Genomic DNA, 17,550 nt, shown 5'->3' with positions numbered 1-17,550 from the left:
AAATGGATTTTATGGAATTACTAAAATTGTCAGTATCAAATTTATTTAGCTATAAGGTACGTTCCTTTTTGACAATGCTTGGAATAATAATCGGAATATCTTCGGTTATAATGATGTCTTCATTAGGAGCAGGAGTTAAGGAAAATATTACTGGAGATTTAAATAAGCTGGGAGTATCGAATTTTCAAATTTCAATTGATACTTCTCCAGGACAGACTTATAAATCATATGATTTATTGACAAAAAAGGATATTGAAAGAATAAAAAGTATAGATGGTATTGAAGCTGTTACCCCGACTTCAAGTACATATGCCAGAATATCACTGAGCAATGGCTCGGATATGATGCTTTCAGGTACAGGAGTGACAGAAGATTATTTTAAAATGTCAAACTATACAGTAATAAAGGGAAGAAAATTTTTGCCAAACGAATACAGAAAAGATGGAAAATATATAATGATTGACAGTACAACGGCGGATCAATTATATCCTGGACAAAATCCTATAGGGAAAAAAATGATTTTAAACTTTAAAAAAAATAGTCAAACTGTAACAATTGTTGGAGTATTTAAAAATCCGTTTGCTAGTTTAGGTGGTGGTGGAGATGGAATGGCTGCTTTAGCACTTTTTCCCAATAATTACTTGAATTATCTGGAAGGAAATGAACAAGAGAAATTTATGGCATTACAGGCAAAGGCAAGAGATGCCAACGAAATGAACAGAGTAATGGAAGTGGTAAAAAATTTATTGAAAACAAGGGGAAGTGAACCTAATATTTACAATGTATATTCAACAAGTCAAGGGCTGGATCAATTTAATAACATTCTTAATATGCTTTCACTTTTCATAAGCGGAGTTGCTGCTATTTCACTATTTGTCGGTGGAATAGGGGTTATGAATATAATGCTTGTAAGTGTTACTGAAAGAATAAGAGAAGTTGGACTTAGAAAGGCCATTGGAGCAAAAACAGGGCATATTCTTATCCAGTTCCTTATAGAAGCAGTTATTTTAACATTTTTTGGAGGTATAATTGGAGTTGTAATTGGATATTCATTAGCACTTCTGGTTGGTATATTTATACAGACATCACCAATATTAAGTCCAGTTATAGTATTTGTTTGTATATTTGTGTCTACAATGATAGGATTAGTTTTTGGTGTTTATCCAGCGAAGAAAGCTGCGGCATTGGAGCCGATGGAGGCACTAAGAACAGATTAGAATTGACAATTTGATAAAAATAAAAATTGATTATCTTAAAAATATTAAATTAAGATAATCTTTTTTTATAGATTTTGAAAAAAATATGCTATAATAAGGAATAAATTTTAGATATATTTGAATTATAATATTGATAAAAGTATAAAAGGAGATGATAAAAAGTGTCAAAGAACAAGTATCTTGATATGGATATAATAAATTTGCCAACGCCAGCATTCATAGTAGATGAAAGGCTGTTAAAAAGAAATCTTGAAATATTAAAAAGTGTAATTGACAGAACTGGATGTAAAATATTGCTTGCTCAAAAGGGGTTTTCGATGTTTTATTTTTATCCATTAATTAGCGAGTATTTGAATGGAACGACTGCAAGTTCACTGTTTGAGGCAAGGCTTGGATACGAGGAAATGGAATTAAAAAATCCTGACAAAAAATTGGAAACTCATATTTTTAACCCATCTTATAGGGAAGATGAGTTTGATGAAATAATGGAAATTACAAATCATATTGTTTTCAATTCCTTCAATCAATGGAAAAAATTTAAAAATAAAGTAAAGGAATTTGAAGAAAAAAATGGTAAAAAAATTAGCTGTGGACTCCGATTAAATCCAGAATTTTCAGAAGTTGAGACGGAAATTTATAATCCAGCGGGAAGATTTTCGAGATTCGGAGTAACACTTGAAAATTTTAAGGAAGATGAACTTGAAGGTTTGGACGGATTTCATTTTCACGCACTTTGTGAGCAAAATTCAGATGCACTTGAAAATGTGCTAAAAGTTTTTGAAGAAAAATTTGGAAAATATTTACATAATATGAAATGGCTTAATTTTGGAGGGGGACATCACATTACAAGAGAAGATTATGATATTGAAAAACTTGTAAAATGCATAAATCATATAAAAGAAAAATATGATGTGGAAGTGTATTTGGAGCCAGGAGAAGCAGTTGCCTTGAATACAGGATTTTTAGTTTCGGAAGTTTTAGATATTACAAAAAATGAGATGGATATTTTATTAATGGATACTTCGGCTTCGTGCCATATGCCTGATATAATCGAAATGCCATACCGTCCATTTATTTTCAGCTCAGGAATGCCAAATGAGAAGAAATACACTTACAGATTGGGAGGCCCTACCTGCCTTGCTGGAGATGTAATTGGAGATTACTCTTTTGATGATCCTGTAAAAGTGGGAGATAAGCTGATTTTTACTGATATGGCACATTACAGCATGGTTAAGACGAATACTTTCAACGGGATAAATTTACCTGTGATTGCGGTTTATACTGAAAAAGGTGGAGTTGAGGTTATTAGAAAGTTTGGATATGAGGATTTTAGAAATAGATTGTCATAATTTGAAATAAAAAATTTCCCCTAAATATTTGATATTATTTAGGGGGGATTTATAAAATTTTATTTTTCCTGCACTTTCACTAATTTTACACTGTTATTTCTATCCAGAGGTATTAAATAATCAGTATTTTGTTCATTTTCTTCAAAAAATAATTTTATTTTTGGAGAAATACTTTCCAAAATATCAGTTTTGTTATCACTTTTCTTATAACCTTTTTTATTACAGTTTTCTTTCATTTTTACACCATCCTTTTTATTTTTCATATTTTTCAATTTCTAAAACTTCAAGAGTTTCATCATAAATCTCATCAAATAAATTTAAAGTTTTTTTTAAAAAATTTACATTGTTTATATTTAAAAATACTTCTTTATAGTCAGCTTTTATTCTGTATTTAGAACAATTTTCCAATCTATTTATTAGAGAAAGAACTTTATGTTGGTTTTTAACTGACATTTTAGGTGCTATTTCTTGTTGTAAACTTTGATTAAACAACCTGATTGTATATTGATGTGAATCCTTTCTATCTTCAATATTATTAATTTTATTCAAAATTCTCATTAATTGTACTATTCTAATATAAATAGAATAATAATATCTTCCTGCTGCTGAATTATAATGTGGAATATCCTGCATCATCAGTATTTTTCCAGCTTTTTTAAATTCTTTGGATTTTTTTCCAAAGCAATTCTATTATCTTGAGTTTCATAATTCCCTCTACACATATATTCCCCTTTAATTAATATTTTTACCTATTCAATTATACCTCAAAAATCAAAAAAAAATAAAGATTTTCATAAAAATTCTAACGTATTTTATTTATTTAATCTTTATTAATGTTACAAAAAAAGATAGCTATTTCTAACTATCTTTACTAAATATCTATTTAAACAATTCACTCATTTTCCCAACCTACATTTAGTTCATAAATTCCATTTTCTCCGCCACTTTCCTTATCTTTTAACACAGAAAAAACGGTGTGCATATCCTTATCTCCACGCCCAGACACGTTTACAATGATAGTTTCCCTCTTATCTTTTGAAAGAGTAGAACATAATTTTTCAAGATAGGCTAGTGCATGAGAACTTTCAATTGCTGGGATAATTCCTTCTTTTCTTGTAACAAGTATTAGTGCTTTCATTGCTTCATCATCTGTAATTGGTGCATAAGTTGCTCTTTTTGTATCAAATAAGTGTGAATGTTCAGGGCCTACTCCTGGATAGTCCAGTCCAGCGGAAATTGAGTAAACAGGACTGATTTGCCCATATTTATTTTGCAGAACATAAGTTTTCATTCCGTGAATAATCCCTGGTTTTCCAAGTGTCAATGTGGCAGCGTGCATATCCGTATCAATCCCATAACCTCCAGCTTCCACTCCATAAAGTTTTGTAGAATTATCTTCCAAAAATGCACTAAAAATTCCAATCGCATTACTTCCGCCACCAACACAGGCAATCACATGGTCAGCATGCTTTCCAAGTTTCTCCAGCTGCATTTTTGTTTCGTAACCGATAATTGACTGAAAATCACGTACGATAGTCGGATACGGATGAGGCCCTACAACAGAGCCAATTACATAAAACACGGTTTCTATTTCTGCAACCCAAGACTGAATAGCCGCAGTTGTCGCTTCTTTCAATGTCTTCAGCCCATCTTCAATCGAAATAACCCTCGCTCCCAAAAGTTCCATTCTAAATACATTTAATTTTTGTCGCTCAATATCAACAGCTCCCATATAAACATCACATTCCAAGCCTAACAGAGCAGCGGCAGTAGCAGTCGCAACCCCGTGTTGTCCAGCCCCAGTTTCAGCAATCACTTTTTTCTTTCCCATTTTTTTAGCAAGTAGAACCTGCCCAAGTGCATTGTTAATTTTGTGAGCTCCAGTATGATTCAAATCTTCCCTTTTCAAGTAAATATCATGATTATAGTGTTCGCTAAGGTTTTTTGCATAATAAAGAGGAGTCTCACGTCCGACGTAATTTTTTAATAAATTATTAAATTCTTCAAAAAATTCCTTGTCATTTTTTAATTTTTCATATTCCGCTTCCAGCTTCGATAGAGCAAGCATCGTAGTTTCAGGAACAAATTGCCCGCCAAATTGTCCAAAATATGCCTTTTCGTTAAAATGTTTATTTTTCATACTTTTTCCTCTCTTTTCTTTTTATTGTTTTTATTTTTTTGTTGAAATTTATAAAAAAATTCCCTTAAGTCATTTACCGACTAAGAGAATCGTATAAAATAAAAGCATTGATTTTATTTCACCAATGCTTTTCTCATAATATTTAATAATAGTAATTACAATAAATTTCAACATAGTTGGCAAAAAAATATTAAATTGTATTTAATTTTTTCCACCATGTCCAAGTTTGTCTAATCATTGCAATCACTCCTTAAAATTTTATTTTATTATTAATTTATAATTACTATATCACAAAAAAATTATTTTGTAAAATATATTTTATTAATTTAATCATAAATTTTATTAATCATTAATTTGTACTTGCTGCTCCATTTTCTTCTTGCAATTTTTTATCATCCCATAATTTAAAGAATGGATAGTAAATAGCTGCTGTTATAAAGAAATTTACTACCTGTATAGCTGCCCCAGTCCAGTGGCTCGTTGCAAGGAAACCAGATATGAAAGGTGGCGTTGTCCAAGGTAAAGCAACTCCAGTTACTTTTGCAACTAATCCTGAATACATTGCCAAATAAGTGACTATTACTGTAACTAATGGAGCCAGTATAAACGGAATTATTAAAATAGGGTTCATAACTATTGGAAGTCCAAATAAAATAGGTTCGTTAATATTGAAAAAAGCTGGCCCGATTGCTAATTTACCAATTTCTTTAAGCTGTTTACTCTTAGAAAAGAAAAGTAGCATAACAGCAAGAGAGAAAGTTGTTCCAGACCCACCCATATTATGGAAAATATCAAAAAACTGAGTTGTAACTATATTTGGAAGAGGTTGTCCTGCACTAAGCGCAATTCTGTTCTGATCCATTAATGTATCTAATATAGGTTTTGCAATACCTCCGGTTACTAGATTTGAACCATGTATTCCAGCAGACCATAATAAATTAGTTATAAAAGAAAGCCCTATCATTCCAAAGAAAGATCCTCCTAATGCTGTAAGTGGTTTAGTTAAAACCATTTCAACAACTTTATGTATATTTCCAAATGGTGAAACTTCAAATGAAATTCTTATTATCAGTGAAATCATAATAACAAAAAATCCTGGAATTAATGCTGCAAATGATTTTGCTACTGAAGGTGGTACAGAATCAGGCATTTTAATAACGATATTCTTTTTCACAATAAAGTTTACAATTTCTATTGCTAAAAGTGACATTATTATAGCTACAAATAATCCACCACTACCCATACTGATTAACGGAATTCCATTATTAAAAGGAGTTACTAGTAAAAATGCTAAAACTCCTAATATTGTACTGGAAATCTCATCTAATTTATAGTATTGAGCCAATTTATATGAAATACCGATACACGCAATAAATCCTAACAAGTTAAATGTTACATCAACAGGATAAGATAACCATCTTGCAATAATTTTTCCAGTCGCATTGTTTGCATAAAAATTAGATAGTGCCGGTATTGGCAGGTTTCCTAGAATTAGGAATACAGACCCTACTATAATGAATGGCAATGTAATAACCATTCCATCTTTAATTGCTGCCAAATGTCTTTGATTAGCCACTTTTCCAGCAACTGGCATTAATTTTTCTTCTAAAAATTGTGTAAATTTGTCCATAATATTTGCCATTTTAATTCCTCCTAAATTATATTTATTTCAAATTTTAATGTTCTTGTGTAAAAAATATATTATCTTTCATTTTGTTAACATTTTGTTTTTAGCAATAAATAGAGCGTTTAATATATATTAAAATGAATAGATAGTGTAATTAATATGTTAATGTTAAAAGTATTTATCAAATCAATTTATAAGATAAATAATTGTTAAATTAATAAAAATATAAATATGATATGAATAATTATGAAATTTTAAATTATATTTGAATTCTTTTCTGTATGTTCTAAAGAATTTAAATACAATTTATCTTAAAGCTAAATACTAATATTCATAATTGTTCAAATTTATATGTAAGTTACAAATATTAGTATTTAAACTTTAAACTTTAAATTAGAATACAATCAAAGAAATAAATTATATTAAAGTAAATTTAATGCCTGATCTAATACTTTGGCACCATTCATCATTCCATAATCAACCATATTAATTACATCTATACTAATGCTATTTTCTTCAGCGATTTTTTTAGCTTCTGGTAAAGCATATTTTACTTGTGGCCCCAATAAAACAACGTCAGCTTTAGCAAATTCCTCTTTTGCCTTGTCAAGTGGTTCAGCCCAGATTTGAACTTCTAGTCCTCTTTTTTCAGCTTCTGCTTTCATTTTGTTTACTAATAGGCTAGTAGACATTCCTGCTGCACAACATAATAAGATTTTTTTCATTTTCAATCATCCTTTCTTCTTTTTCTTAAATTTTTTATTGTTCTGTAATTTCATTGTTTTATCAAATCAATGAGTTTAACTTTCATATTTATAGTATACCATTAAATTTTAAGAAGTCAAATTTTATAAAAAAATCATCATTTTTCGTCTATAATTTATGTTAAATATAATTAAAATAAGGCTTTATAAAACTAAAAACAAAATAAACGATAAAAAATTTATTAGTTTTTTCGTTCGCTTTTTTACACAAATATTTCAAAAAAAATAAAATTTTTTTAAAAAATATACCTGTTTTTTAGAAATATTTAGTGAATTTTATGATACTTTTTGCATTTTGAAAATATTGAATATAAATTTTAAAATCATAAAAGTTTTTTTTCAAAATTTGTTCGTTTTTTAAAGTAAGAATTTCATTGAAATAACCATCATCGACTATTATTCTTAGTTCATTTTCCAAATGATTTTGCCTCATAAGATTTGCTACATCCAACTGAAGAAAAAAAGATGTAGAGTATTTTCTTTTAATATTGATAATTTCTAACTCTTCTCTAAAATTAGTTTTTGAAAATTGTGCCAAGTCAAGCAGTAAGACTTTTTTTAATTGTTTTTCTACGTTATTTTTAAATTGCTTTTTTGTAAAAAGAACATTTGTATAGACATAATCATAATTTCTTTTCAAAATATACTTTTTTATTAGTTCATAAGTAGTGTGAAAATCTTTCACATCATTTTTTATTAAATCCATAACACTATTTATATTTTGGACAAGTTCCCTGTTTTTTTCTTTAAAAGTTTTACTATTGTCAATTATTTTAAAACGAATTTTTTCCACTTTATTATTTATATGTTCTCCAACCTTAATTTTTTCATAAGTCACCTTAATATCTGAAAAAAGATTTATAGTTTCAACTACTTTTTTCAAAACTTGCTTTTCAAAATCAAAAAAACGCTCATATTTATCCCCAGTATCAAACATTTCCTTTAATCTTTCCAACGTAATTATAGTATCATTGTTATAATTTTTATCAGAAATCAGATATGTATAAAAGTTATAAGTAGCCTCATCCCCCATAAAAACTAAAAAATCAAATCTAAGCAATGAAAACAAAGTATTATCTTTTCTGGCACTTTGAATCTCTCGTGCAAATTGAAATTCAATTTTTGAGTAAACAATACCATAGGATACCAAAATTGGAAACCGTCCATAAAGCACAGTTTTATCATTACTAAAAATTGAAAACTCTAATTTTTTTGCCTGCAAATTATCCAAAAACTTTTTTAACTGTTCAAATTTACTAAATTTAAGTACATCCAATATTTCATCCAATTCAATATCTTGCAAAATTGGTGTTTTCTCAAATTTTTCCAGCAATTTATATTCTGTAAAAAGAAATTTCAAAAAATGTTTTTCCTTTTTGTTTAACGTTTTTGAAAATGAAATCTTTATTTTTTTATTTTCAAAAAAATGTTTATTAATTGGTTTGTAAATATCCATATATAATTTCCCCTCTTAATTTTAAATATTTAGTTTGATAGGCTTTAAGTAAAAATATTTTTATTAATTTTATATTTTTTTAAACTTCTTAGTAGATATTATACACGAAAAAATATAGATTTGTAAATCGTTTATTTTCAGGAAACATTGAAATTATGCTTAAATTAATAAAAAAACAATAAAAATAGACGAAAATTAGGTTAAATAAATGAAAAATTGACATAGTGGGAAACGTGTGTTATAACAAAATTAAGAAGAAATTTTAGTAAAAATATTTGATGACTAGAAAAAATAAAAATTAAAAATAATTTTAGGAGGAATTACTATGGCTGAAGAAGTATTGGATATTGAAATGATTGCGATGACATTGATTGGGCATGCGGGGGAAACTAAGAGTTTGGCTTATCAGGCTATGAATGCGGCGAAGGAAGGGAAGTTTGATGAGGCGGAAGAATTTATGAAGCAGTCTACTGAAGAAATGTTGAAGGCTCATGAATTGCAGACAGATCTGATTGTGAGAGAAGCTGGTGGAGAAAAAATTGATGTTGGTTTGATTATGGTGCATTCACAGGATCATTTGATGACAGCGATTTTATTTAAGGAACTTGCAAAAGAATTTATTGAAGTTTATAAGAGATTGGAACAGAAATAATTTTTAGAATTTAAATTTTGAAATATTTATGGCAGGACAATTGCATATAAAAAGTGATATTTTATGTGTGAATGTCCTGTATTCATAATAAAGCGATTTTGCTGATACAAAAATGATAAAAATTAAAAATGCAAAAATGTTGTAATTATTAAAGATTTTAAACTTTTACAAATGACTATTTTTTAGGAGGATGAAAATGGTAAATAAAGGATTTCCAGAAGGGTTTTTATGGGGTGGGGCGGTTGCTGCTCATCAGCTTGAAGGTGGATGGAATGAAGGCGGGAAAGGGCCAAGTACAGCAGATGTGATGACAGCTGGAGCTCATGGAGTGCCTAGAGAGATTACAGATGGCATAATTGCTGGAAAAAATTATCCAAATCATGAAGCGATTGACTTTTATCATAAATACAAGGAAGATGTGGCATTGTTTGCAGAAATGGGATTTAAGTGTTTTAGAACTTCTATTGGATGGAGCAGAATTTTTCCTAATGGGGATGATGAGAAGCCGAATGAAGCGGGACTGCAATTTTATGATAATTTGTTTGACGAATTATTAAAATATGGAATTGAGCCTGTAATTACATTGTCGCACTTTGAAATTCCATATAACCTTGTAAAAAATTATGGCGGGTTTAGAAGCAGAAAAGTTATTGATTTTTTTGAAAAATTTGCAATTACCGTTTTTGAAAGATATAAAAATAAAGTTAAATACTGGATGACATTTAACGAAATCAATAATCAGGCTTCAAATCTTGATGTTGACATATTTGCCTTTACTTGTTCGGGAGTTACTTACAAAGATGGTGAAAACCGTGAGGAAACAATGTATCAAGTCGTTCATAATGAATTTGTTGCAAGTGCGAGAGCCGTCAGAGCTGGTAAAAAAATAAATCCTGACTTTGAAATTGGCTGCATGGTTTCATTTGTACCTATTTATCCGTATTCATGTAATCCTGAAGATATGATGAAATCTGTAGAAGAAATGCACAAAAGATGGCACTTTCTTGATGTTCACGTAAGAGGAGAGTATCCTACCTACACTAAAAAAATGTGGGAAAGAAAAGGATTTAACATACATATTGAGCCGCAGGATTTGATTGACTTGAAGGAAGGAACTGTTGATTATATTGGGTTCAGTTATTATATGTCTTCAGTTGACAAAGCGGATAAATCAGATGTGGAAAGTGGAGATGAACTGGTTGGAAGCGTTAAAAATCCATATATAAAGGAATCAGACTGGGGATGGCCAATTGATCCTGTTGGACTTCGATACGCTCTTAACGTAATGCACGAAAGATACAACAAACCTTTATTTATTGTAGAAAATGGTTTTGGAGCAATTGATGTGAAGGATGAAAAAGGTGAAGTTCACGATGATTACAGAGTTGACTATTTGAGAAAACATATTGAGGAAATGCAAAAAGCTATTGAAATTGATGGTGTGGAACTTTGGGGATATACTCCTTGGGGATGTATTGACTTGGTTTCTTTTACAACTGGAGAGATGAAAAAGCGATACGGATTTATTTATGTGGATAAAAATAATGACGGGAGCGGAACGCTGGAAAGAAGTAAAAAAGACTCATTTTACTGGTATAAGAAAGTAATTGAAAGCAATGGAAAGGAATTGTAAAAAGGATAATTATTATGATGAAAATAGGAATTATTGGAAATGGCAAAAGTGCAAACAGATACCATCTGCCATTTTTACTGCAAAGAAAAGATAAAATAAAAGTGAAGACGATTGTTACGAATAACTTGGAAAATAGAACTTGGGAGCGAATAGACGAGATTAATTATACTGATAAAATTGAAGAATTGTATAATGATCCTGAAATTGATTTGGTTGTTATCTGCCTAAGACCTGATTTGCATTATAAATATGCCAAAGAGGTACTGGAACACGGTAAGAACTGCCTTGTGGAAAAGCCTTTTGTTGAAACATTGGAGCAGGCTGAGGAATTGTTTGAATTGGCTAAGAAAAAGGGGCTTATTGTGCAGCCATTTTTTAATTGTGATAGTGGGAAAAATATTCATGTAGGAGAAGATTTTTTAGCAAATTACAATGTTACAATTCTGGATATTGCAGAAGTTAGAATTGGAGATTACTGTATGATTGGGCCTAATACATTAATAACAACAGTGGGACATCCGATTTCTCCAAAAGGACGACGGGAAAGAAAAGCACAGGGAATGCCAGTAAATATAGGAAATGATGTTTGGATTGGTGGCAACTGCACAATTTTGCCTGGTGTTATGATAGGAAATAATGTTGTTATTGCGGTTGGGGCGGTTGTTACAAAAGATGTACCTGATAATAGTGTTGTGGGCGGAGTTCCTGCGAAAGTTATAAAACAAATTGAAAATGATTTGTAAAAAATGTTTTGTGAAATGGAAAAAATACGACTATTAAATAGGAGAATAAAATTATAATGATAATAAAAAAAATAAATGAAATTTTAGAAAAGCTATACTCTTTTCTATTAAAAAGAAATAATACAAAAAGAAATTTCATAACTATTATTTTTTGGTTTATTATTTTTAAAACTTTAGATAAAGCCATACAAGAATATAGTAAATATTTTGTTTTAAAAAAAATGGGCATTTTTTTATATATAAGTATATTTTATTTAATTTTAGTATTAAATCATATTTTGTTAAAAAAATTCAAACTTACAAATAAAGAGTTAATATTAGCAATAGTAGTAGTTTTTTTGCCATTAGTGATGATGTTATTAAAATAGTTTTTTTATAGAAAAGAGGGAGTTTTAATTTTTCCCTCTATTTTTATTTGTATTAATGTTTTTAAAGTTAAATATAGTAGTTATGACTATTTAATTTTATCAAAGCATATAAAAAAATTTACTATTAAAGAAAAGTTTGCAAATGGTATTAAAATTTGTTATCATAAATTTAGGAAAAAATAAAAATTCAAGGGAGAGATAGTGGTGGAAAATATTATTTCTATGAATGATATGAAAAAAGAGGAGATTCTTGATATTTTAAAGCTGGCAAGGAAGATTGAGGGTTGTTCGGAAGAGGAAAAATTGAAGTTTTTGCACGGGAAAATTATTTCGACTTTGTTTTTTGAGCCGAGCACACGTACTAGAATGTCGTTTGAATCGGCTGCAATGCGGCTTGGAGCAAATATTTTATCGTTACCGCCTTTAGAGCAGTCGTCTTTAAAAAAAGGGGAATCCTTTAGAGATACAATAAAAATGGTGGAAGCATATTCAGACGTGATAGTTGTAAGACACCCGTTTGACGGAGCAGCGAGGCTTGCTTCAGAAACATCACGAAAACCTGTAATTAATGCAGGAGATGGCTCTAATCAGCACCCTAGCCAGACTTTGCTAGATTTGTACACAATTCTAGAGGAAAAGGGTACGCTTGAGAATTTACAAATTGCATTTGTTGGAGATTTGAAATACGGAAGAACGGTTCATTCGCTAGTAAAGGCGCTTACGCATTTTAAACCAACAATTTATTTTGTAGCACCGCAAATTTTACAAATGCCTGGCTATTCATTGGAAGATTTGAGAAAAAAAGGGATAAAATATGAAGTTTTGGAAGATTTTAGGGATTGCCTTGATAAAATTGACGTTTTTTATATGACTCGGATTCAGAAGGAGAGATTTCCAGATATTGAAGATTATGAGAAAGTAAGGGGAATTTATGTTATAAATCGTGAAAATATCGAAGGGAAATGTAAAGATGACATGATAATTTTGCACCCTTTGCCAAGAGTTGATGAAATTGATACAGATTTAGATAATACAAAATATGCTTTGTACTTTAAGCAGGCTAAAAATGGGATTCCTATGAGGCAGGCGATGATGATGACTGTTTTGAAAAAGGATAAGGAATTTTTTCTATAAATTTATTTGTAAAATAAGAAATTATATTTGGAAAGGAAAAGATTATGTCTGAAGGAAGAGAATTACTTATACGGGCAATAAAAAATGGAATTGTAATAGATCACATCCCGTCAGAAAAAGTTTTTGCAATTGTGGAAATTTTAAAATTAAAGGAATATAGCGAAAGAATCACAGTCGCAACAAATATGCCAAGCAGTTCACTTGGAAGAAAAGGGATTATAAAAATTGAGGAAAAAATATTGGAAGAAAAGGAACTGAACAATATTTCACTACTCGCTCCAAATGTTACAATAAATATAATTGATAATTATGAAGTCGTAGAAAAGGCAAAATTGGAAAAATTGAATAAAGTTATCGGACTTATGAAATGTGATAATCCAAAATGCATTTCAAATCACGAAAATATTGAAACAAAATTTATTCGTATAAAAGAAAACACTGAAAATTTAAATGAGAATAATTTGGAAGAAAAAGAAAAATATAAATGTTTTTACTGTGAAAAAATAATTTTGGAAGATGAAATACAAATTCAATAATTTAATTTTAAATACACCGTAAAGTAGTGTTAATAAGTATTTTTAATAATACTATGTTTTTAGTCTAATTACAATAACTAGATTTGTTTAAAAAACAACATAAAAAATAAGAAAAAAATTATTAATCAAAGTAATTTAAAATAGTTGATTTGAAGAAAGTGAGGATATTTAATGCCTAAAATTATTATAGAATCAAAAATATCTTTAAACGGTAGGGAAGATAATTTCAAATTAAGAATAAATGATGAAGGAAATGTAGAAGTAAAATCTAATGGAAAAACAGAAATTGATGTAGATTATGGAGAACAAACACTCCAAATATATAATAATTTATTTGCAAAAACGCCTAAAAAAATTATAAATGTGGAATCAGATAATCAAAAATATAAAATTACACTTCATTATAAGGCATGGGGAATTGTAACTTTTTTAAATATTATAATGATATTGTCGATATTTGTTTTTGCAGCAATTCCATTTTTTACAGCATTTATGATAGTTATAACAAATTTTTTGATTTTAATTTTTATGGGAATATTTGAAATAAGGGAAATTAAAAGAAAGGATAATGAATAAATGAGTAAAATTGATGAGAGAGCAAAAGAGAGAATATTTGTTGCATTGGATTACGATAATATGGAAGGTGCAAAGAAGCTAGTTGAAGAGTTGGGAGATAATATTTCGATGTACAAAGTTGGGCTGGAAAGTTATCTTAATACAGATGGGAAACTGGTGGATTATCTTCACGAAAATGGGAAAAAGGTGTTTTTGGATTTGAAGTTTCACGATATTACAAATACTGTGAAAATGGCTTGTGCAAATGCTATTAAAAAAAATGTATTTATGTTTAATATTCATTGCTCAAATGGAAGTAAAACTATGAGGGAAGTTGCTGATTTGGTGAAAGAAAGTAAATCAGAAAGCCTTCTAATCGGAGTAACAGTTTTGACAAACTTAGGAGAAAATGATATTTTTGAAATGTTTAAAAGTGAGCTAAAGCTGGAGGAAATTGTCTTAAATCTTGCAACACTTGCCAGAAATAACGGAATGCATGGAATTGTATGTTCGCCACAGGAGGCAAAGGATGTGAAAGAGAAATTAGGGCAGGATTTTGTGACAGTCTGTCCTGGAGTACGTCCTAAATTTACGTTAAATGCTGATGGGAAAAGTAATGATGATCAGACACGAATTATGACACCATCGGATGCGATAAAACAGGGAGTGGATTTTCTTGTAGTTGGACGGCCAATAACTAAGGCTGCAAATCCTGTGGAAAGTGCGACATTGATTTTAGAAGAGATTTCAGAAGCATTGTAAAATTTGAAAATTTTTTGAATGTAAAATAAAAATAATAAAAAAATATAAATTCTGAAACAAAAATAATGAAATTCAAAGAAAACTGTATTAAAATAAGGAGTATTAAATTTAAAAAATAAAAATAGAAGGAGAAATTTATGAAAAAAAGAGTATTACTGTTAATATTGGGAATTTTAGGAGCATATCAACTGGGATACAGTGAAAATGCCGATACAAAAAATACAGATACAAAGGTTGAAACAACTCAAGATGCAGAAATGAAACAAGAACAGATAAATTCAGATGAAACAGAAAAAGTAGAAGCAGAAACAGAATCAAATCAAACAGCAGAAACAGAATCAAATCAAACAGCAGAAACAGAAGAAAAACCTCAGACAACGATAGCACCAGCTCAAAAAGAAGCATCAAAAGCTAAAAAACTTACACCGGCACAGGAAAAAAGATTAGAAGCTAAAGCTAAAAGAAATAAGGAAAAAAATATGTCACTAGATGAAAAATTGGATTTGCAAATTTTGAAAATGGAAAGACTGTTAAAAAGTCTGGAAGGTAGATAAAAATTAAATTAATTGATGAATTTGGGAGTGAAAATGACAAAAAATAAAATTATCATTCTAAAAAATGGAACGGATGTTCTTGGAAATAAAATTGAAATTTTGATAAATGGAGAAATTATTGAAAAAATTTCTGAAAATATTGATGAAAGCAAATTTGAAAATAATGAAAATGTGAGAATTATTGATGTTGAAGAGAAATTGGTAATGCCAGGAGTTATTGATGTGCATACACATATGAGAGAGCCTGGGATTACATACAAAGAAGATTTTGCAACAGGTTCACGTGCATGTGTCAAAGCTGGCGTTACGACTTTTTATGATATGCCAAATACAATTCCTACGACTACAACATTGAAAAATTTGCTGGAAAAGAAAAAATTGGCAGGTGAAAAGTCGATTGTGAATTTTGGATTTCATTTTGGCGGAAGTAAAAATGACAATGTTGAGGAAATAAAAAAGGTTTTGAGAAATGGTGAAGCAAATACAGTCAAAATTTTTATGAATGTAACAACTGGAGAAATGCTTATTGAAGATGATGAAGTATTGAAAAAAGTATTTGGAAATTCTAAGTTGGTGCTAGTTCACGCTGAAAATGAGATGATTGACAAGGCGATAGAATTAAATAAAAATTATGGAAAAGGGCTTTACGTTTGTCATATTCCATCAGAAGAAGAATTAAAAAAAGTTATAAATGCCAAGAAAAATAATGAATTGAATACAAAAGAACATCCAGTTTATGCCGAAGTTACTCCTCATCATTTATTTTTAAATACTGAAATTCGTGAAAGTACAGAGCGAAATAAAATGCTTCTGAGAATGAAGCCTGAATTAAGGGAAAAATCTGATAATGAATTTTTGTGGGAGGCAATAAATCGTGGGGAAGTTGACACAATTGGAACGGATCATGCACCGCATCTGATAAGTGAAAAACTGGAAAAAATTACGTTTGGAATGCCGGGAGTGGAAACTTCACTTGCACTTATGATAAATGCCTTTAATGAAGGGAAAATATCACTTGAAGCAATACAGAAGTTGATGTGTGAAAACCCTGCAAAAATAATGAAAATTGAAAAAAGAGGAAAGTTGCAGGAAGGATTTTTTGCCGATATAATTGTTGTTGATACACAAAAAGAATGGATTGTCGGTGTAGATGACACAATTGAGTCAAAATGTGGCTGGACTCCTTATGAAAATTGGAAATTAAAGGGGAAAAACACAATGACAATTGTAAATGGAAAAATTGTTTATGAAAATGGAAAAATTAATGATAGTCATAATGGAAAAGAAGTTAATTTTTTGAAGTAATTTGTTTACCCCTATTTAAATAGTTATTAAATAATTAGAAATAAAGTAAAAAGATCAAAATTTGAAAGGTGAAAGGAAATAAAAAAATGGCGAATTTAACATTGGAAGAAAAAGTGGCAAAGGCATTGTTTGATGTAAAGGCGGTAAAAATTAATGTGGGAGAGCCGTTTACATTTGCTTCTGGGATAAAAAGCCCCATTTACTGTGATAACCGTTACGTTTTAGGTTTTTCAGATGAGAGGGATACAATTGTTGAAGCATTTATTGAAAGAATTGACAAGGATGTGGACGTGATTGTGGGAGTGGCAACTGCAGGAATCCCTTGGGCTGCATTTATTGCGGACAGAATGAAAAAACCACTTGCATATGTGAGAAACAAGCCAAAAGATCATGGTGCAGGAAAACAGATTGAAGGAGCTGAAGTTAAAGGGGAAAAAGTAGTTGTAATTGAAGATTTGATTACAACAGGGAAAAGCAGCCTTATTGCAGTCGATGTGCTTCAAAAGGAAGAAGTGAGGGAGCTGGAAGTGAAATCAATCTTTTCTTACGGATTTGACAGTGCAAGGGAAAATTATGCAAAATACAATTGTAAATTCAGTTCACTTTCAAATTTTGATGTTTTAATAAAGTTATTGGCTCAGACAGATTATTTGACACAGGATGAAGCAAGAATTGCTTTAGAATGGAGCAAGAACCCTGAAAAATGGGGAAAATAATAAATTTAAGATTATATAAACTTGAATTTTAATTAAGAT

19 protein-coding genes are annotated in these 17,550 nt (G+C 29.8%); 13 read left to right on the top strand and 6 right to left on the bottom strand.

What is annotated here, in order from left to right:
* Positions 1-2: 2 nt before the first annotated feature.
* Both K324_RS0110415 and nspC read left to right on the top strand, forming a co-directional pair.
* A complete protein-coding gene (locus K324_RS0110415) occupies positions 3-1,217 on the top strand; it encodes an ABC transporter permease (protein ID WP_026749068.1) in 1,215 nt (404 codons plus the stop codon).
* A gap of 161 nt (positions 1,218-1,378) precedes the next feature.
* The gene (nspC, locus tag K324_RS0110410; protein ID WP_026749067.1) at positions 1,379-2,566 is read left to right on the top strand and encodes a carboxynorspermidine decarboxylase; all 1,188 of its coding nucleotides are present in this window, start codon (positions 1,379-1,381) and stop codon (positions 2,564-2,566) included.
* A gap of 59 nt (positions 2,567-2,625) precedes the next feature.
* Here the strand turns inward: nspC and K324_RS0110405 are convergent, their stop codons facing one another.
* The 6 genes from K324_RS0110405 to K324_RS0110375 all read right to left on the bottom strand — a co-directional run bounded on the left by K324_RS0110405 (position 2,626) and on the right by K324_RS0110375 (position 8,553).
* Positions 2,626-2,802, bottom strand: coding sequence for a hypothetical protein (locus K324_RS0110405; protein ID WP_156906993.1), 177 nt, complete (start codon positions 2,800-2,802; stop codon positions 2,626-2,628).
* A gap of 16 nt (positions 2,803-2,818) precedes the next feature.
* Positions 2,819-3,202: a hypothetical protein gene (locus K324_RS0110400; protein ID WP_026749065.1), complete on the bottom strand. Its 384-nt coding sequence runs from the start codon at positions 3,200-3,202 to the stop codon at positions 2,819-2,821.
* Between the two features lie 256 nt (positions 3,203-3,458).
* Positions 3,459-4,706 carry a tryptophan synthase subunit beta gene (trpB, locus tag K324_RS0110390; protein WP_026749064.1) on the bottom strand — a complete coding sequence of 416 codons (1,248 nt, stop codon included), beginning with the start codon at positions 4,704-4,706 and terminating at the stop codon, positions 3,459-3,461.
* Positions 4,707-5,055: 349 nt separating this feature from the next.
* Complete coding sequence (celB, locus tag K324_RS0110385; protein WP_026749063.1) at positions 5,056-6,348, bottom strand: PTS cellobiose transporter subunit IIC; 1,293 nt, start codon at positions 6,346-6,348, stop codon at positions 5,056-5,058.
* Between the two features lie 407 nt (positions 6,349-6,755).
* Positions 6,756-7,058: a PTS sugar transporter subunit IIB gene (locus tag K324_RS0110380; protein WP_026749062.1), complete on the bottom strand. Its 303-nt coding sequence runs from the start codon at positions 7,056-7,058 to the stop codon at positions 6,756-6,758.
* Positions 7,059-7,353: 295 nt separating this feature from the next.
* On the bottom strand, positions 7,354-8,553 hold the full coding sequence (locus K324_RS0110375; RefSeq protein WP_026749061.1) for a replication initiation protein: 1,200 nt from the start codon (positions 8,551-8,553) through the stop codon (positions 7,354-7,356).
* A gap of 325 nt (positions 8,554-8,878) precedes the next feature.
* Here K324_RS0110375 and K324_RS0110370 point away from each other — a divergent pair, with 325 nt between their 5' ends.
* The 11 genes from K324_RS0110370 (at position 8,879) to pyrE (ending at position 17,511) form a co-directional block, all read left to right on the top strand.
* Positions 8,879-9,205 (top strand): PTS lactose/cellobiose transporter subunit IIA, encoded by a 327-nt coding sequence (locus K324_RS0110370; RefSeq protein ID WP_026749060.1) that lies wholly within the window; start codon positions 8,879-8,881, stop codon positions 9,203-9,205.
* Positions 9,206-9,401: 196 nt separating this feature from the next.
* Entirely contained in the window at positions 9,402-10,838 is a 1,437-nt protein-coding gene (locus K324_RS0110365) for a 6-phospho-beta-glucosidase (protein ID WP_026749059.1), read from the top strand.
* 14 nt (positions 10,839-10,852) lie between these two features.
* Positions 10,853-11,581, top strand: coding sequence for a Gfo/Idh/MocA family oxidoreductase (locus K324_RS16555; protein WP_084533631.1), 729 nt, complete (start codon positions 10,853-10,855; stop codon positions 11,579-11,581).
* A 56-nt stretch (positions 11,582-11,637) separates the two neighbouring features.
* On the top strand, positions 11,638-11,949 hold the full coding sequence (locus tag K324_RS0110355) for a hypothetical protein (protein WP_026749057.1): 312 nt from the start codon (positions 11,638-11,640) through the stop codon (positions 11,947-11,949).
* 204 nt (positions 11,950-12,153) lie between these two features.
* Positions 12,154-13,083 (top strand): aspartate carbamoyltransferase, encoded by a 930-nt coding sequence (gene pyrB / locus K324_RS0110350; RefSeq protein WP_026749056.1) that lies wholly within the window; start codon positions 12,154-12,156, stop codon positions 13,081-13,083.
* 44 nt (positions 13,084-13,127) lie between these two features.
* On the top strand, positions 13,128-13,619 hold the full coding sequence (gene pyrI, locus K324_RS0110345; protein WP_026749055.1) for an aspartate carbamoyltransferase regulatory subunit: 492 nt from the start codon (positions 13,128-13,130) through the stop codon (positions 13,617-13,619).
* A 171-nt stretch (positions 13,620-13,790) separates the two neighbouring features.
* A complete protein-coding gene (locus tag K324_RS0110340) occupies positions 13,791-14,195 on the top strand; it encodes a hypothetical protein (RefSeq protein ID WP_026749054.1) in 405 nt (134 codons plus the stop codon).
* Positions 14,196-14,936, top strand: a complete 741-nt coding sequence (pyrF, locus tag K324_RS0110335; protein ID WP_026749053.1) for an orotidine-5'-phosphate decarboxylase — start codon at positions 14,196-14,198, stop codon at positions 14,934-14,936.
* Between the two features lie 137 nt (positions 14,937-15,073).
* On the top strand, positions 15,074-15,490 hold the full coding sequence (locus tag K324_RS0110330) for a hypothetical protein (RefSeq protein WP_026749052.1): 417 nt from the start codon (positions 15,074-15,076) through the stop codon (positions 15,488-15,490).
* Positions 15,491-15,523: 33 nt separating this feature from the next.
* Positions 15,524-16,795, top strand: a complete 1,272-nt coding sequence (locus tag K324_RS0110325; RefSeq protein ID WP_026749051.1) for a dihydroorotase — start codon at positions 15,524-15,526, stop codon at positions 16,793-16,795.
* An 86-nt stretch (positions 16,796-16,881) separates the two neighbouring features.
* Positions 16,882-17,511: an orotate phosphoribosyltransferase gene (gene pyrE, locus K324_RS0110320; RefSeq protein WP_026749050.1), complete on the top strand. Its 630-nt coding sequence runs from the start codon at positions 16,882-16,884 to the stop codon at positions 17,509-17,511.
* The last annotated feature ends 39 nt before the right edge of the window (positions 17,512-17,550 follow it).

It is taken from the genome of Leptotrichia trevisanii DSM 22070 (assembly GCF_000482505.1).
Taxonomy (GTDB): Bacteria; Fusobacteriota; Fusobacteriia; order Fusobacteriales; family Leptotrichiaceae; genus Leptotrichia; species Leptotrichia trevisanii.
Note: the sequence above shows the minus strand (reverse complement) of the source record. Positions and strands in the feature narration are given on the sequence as shown.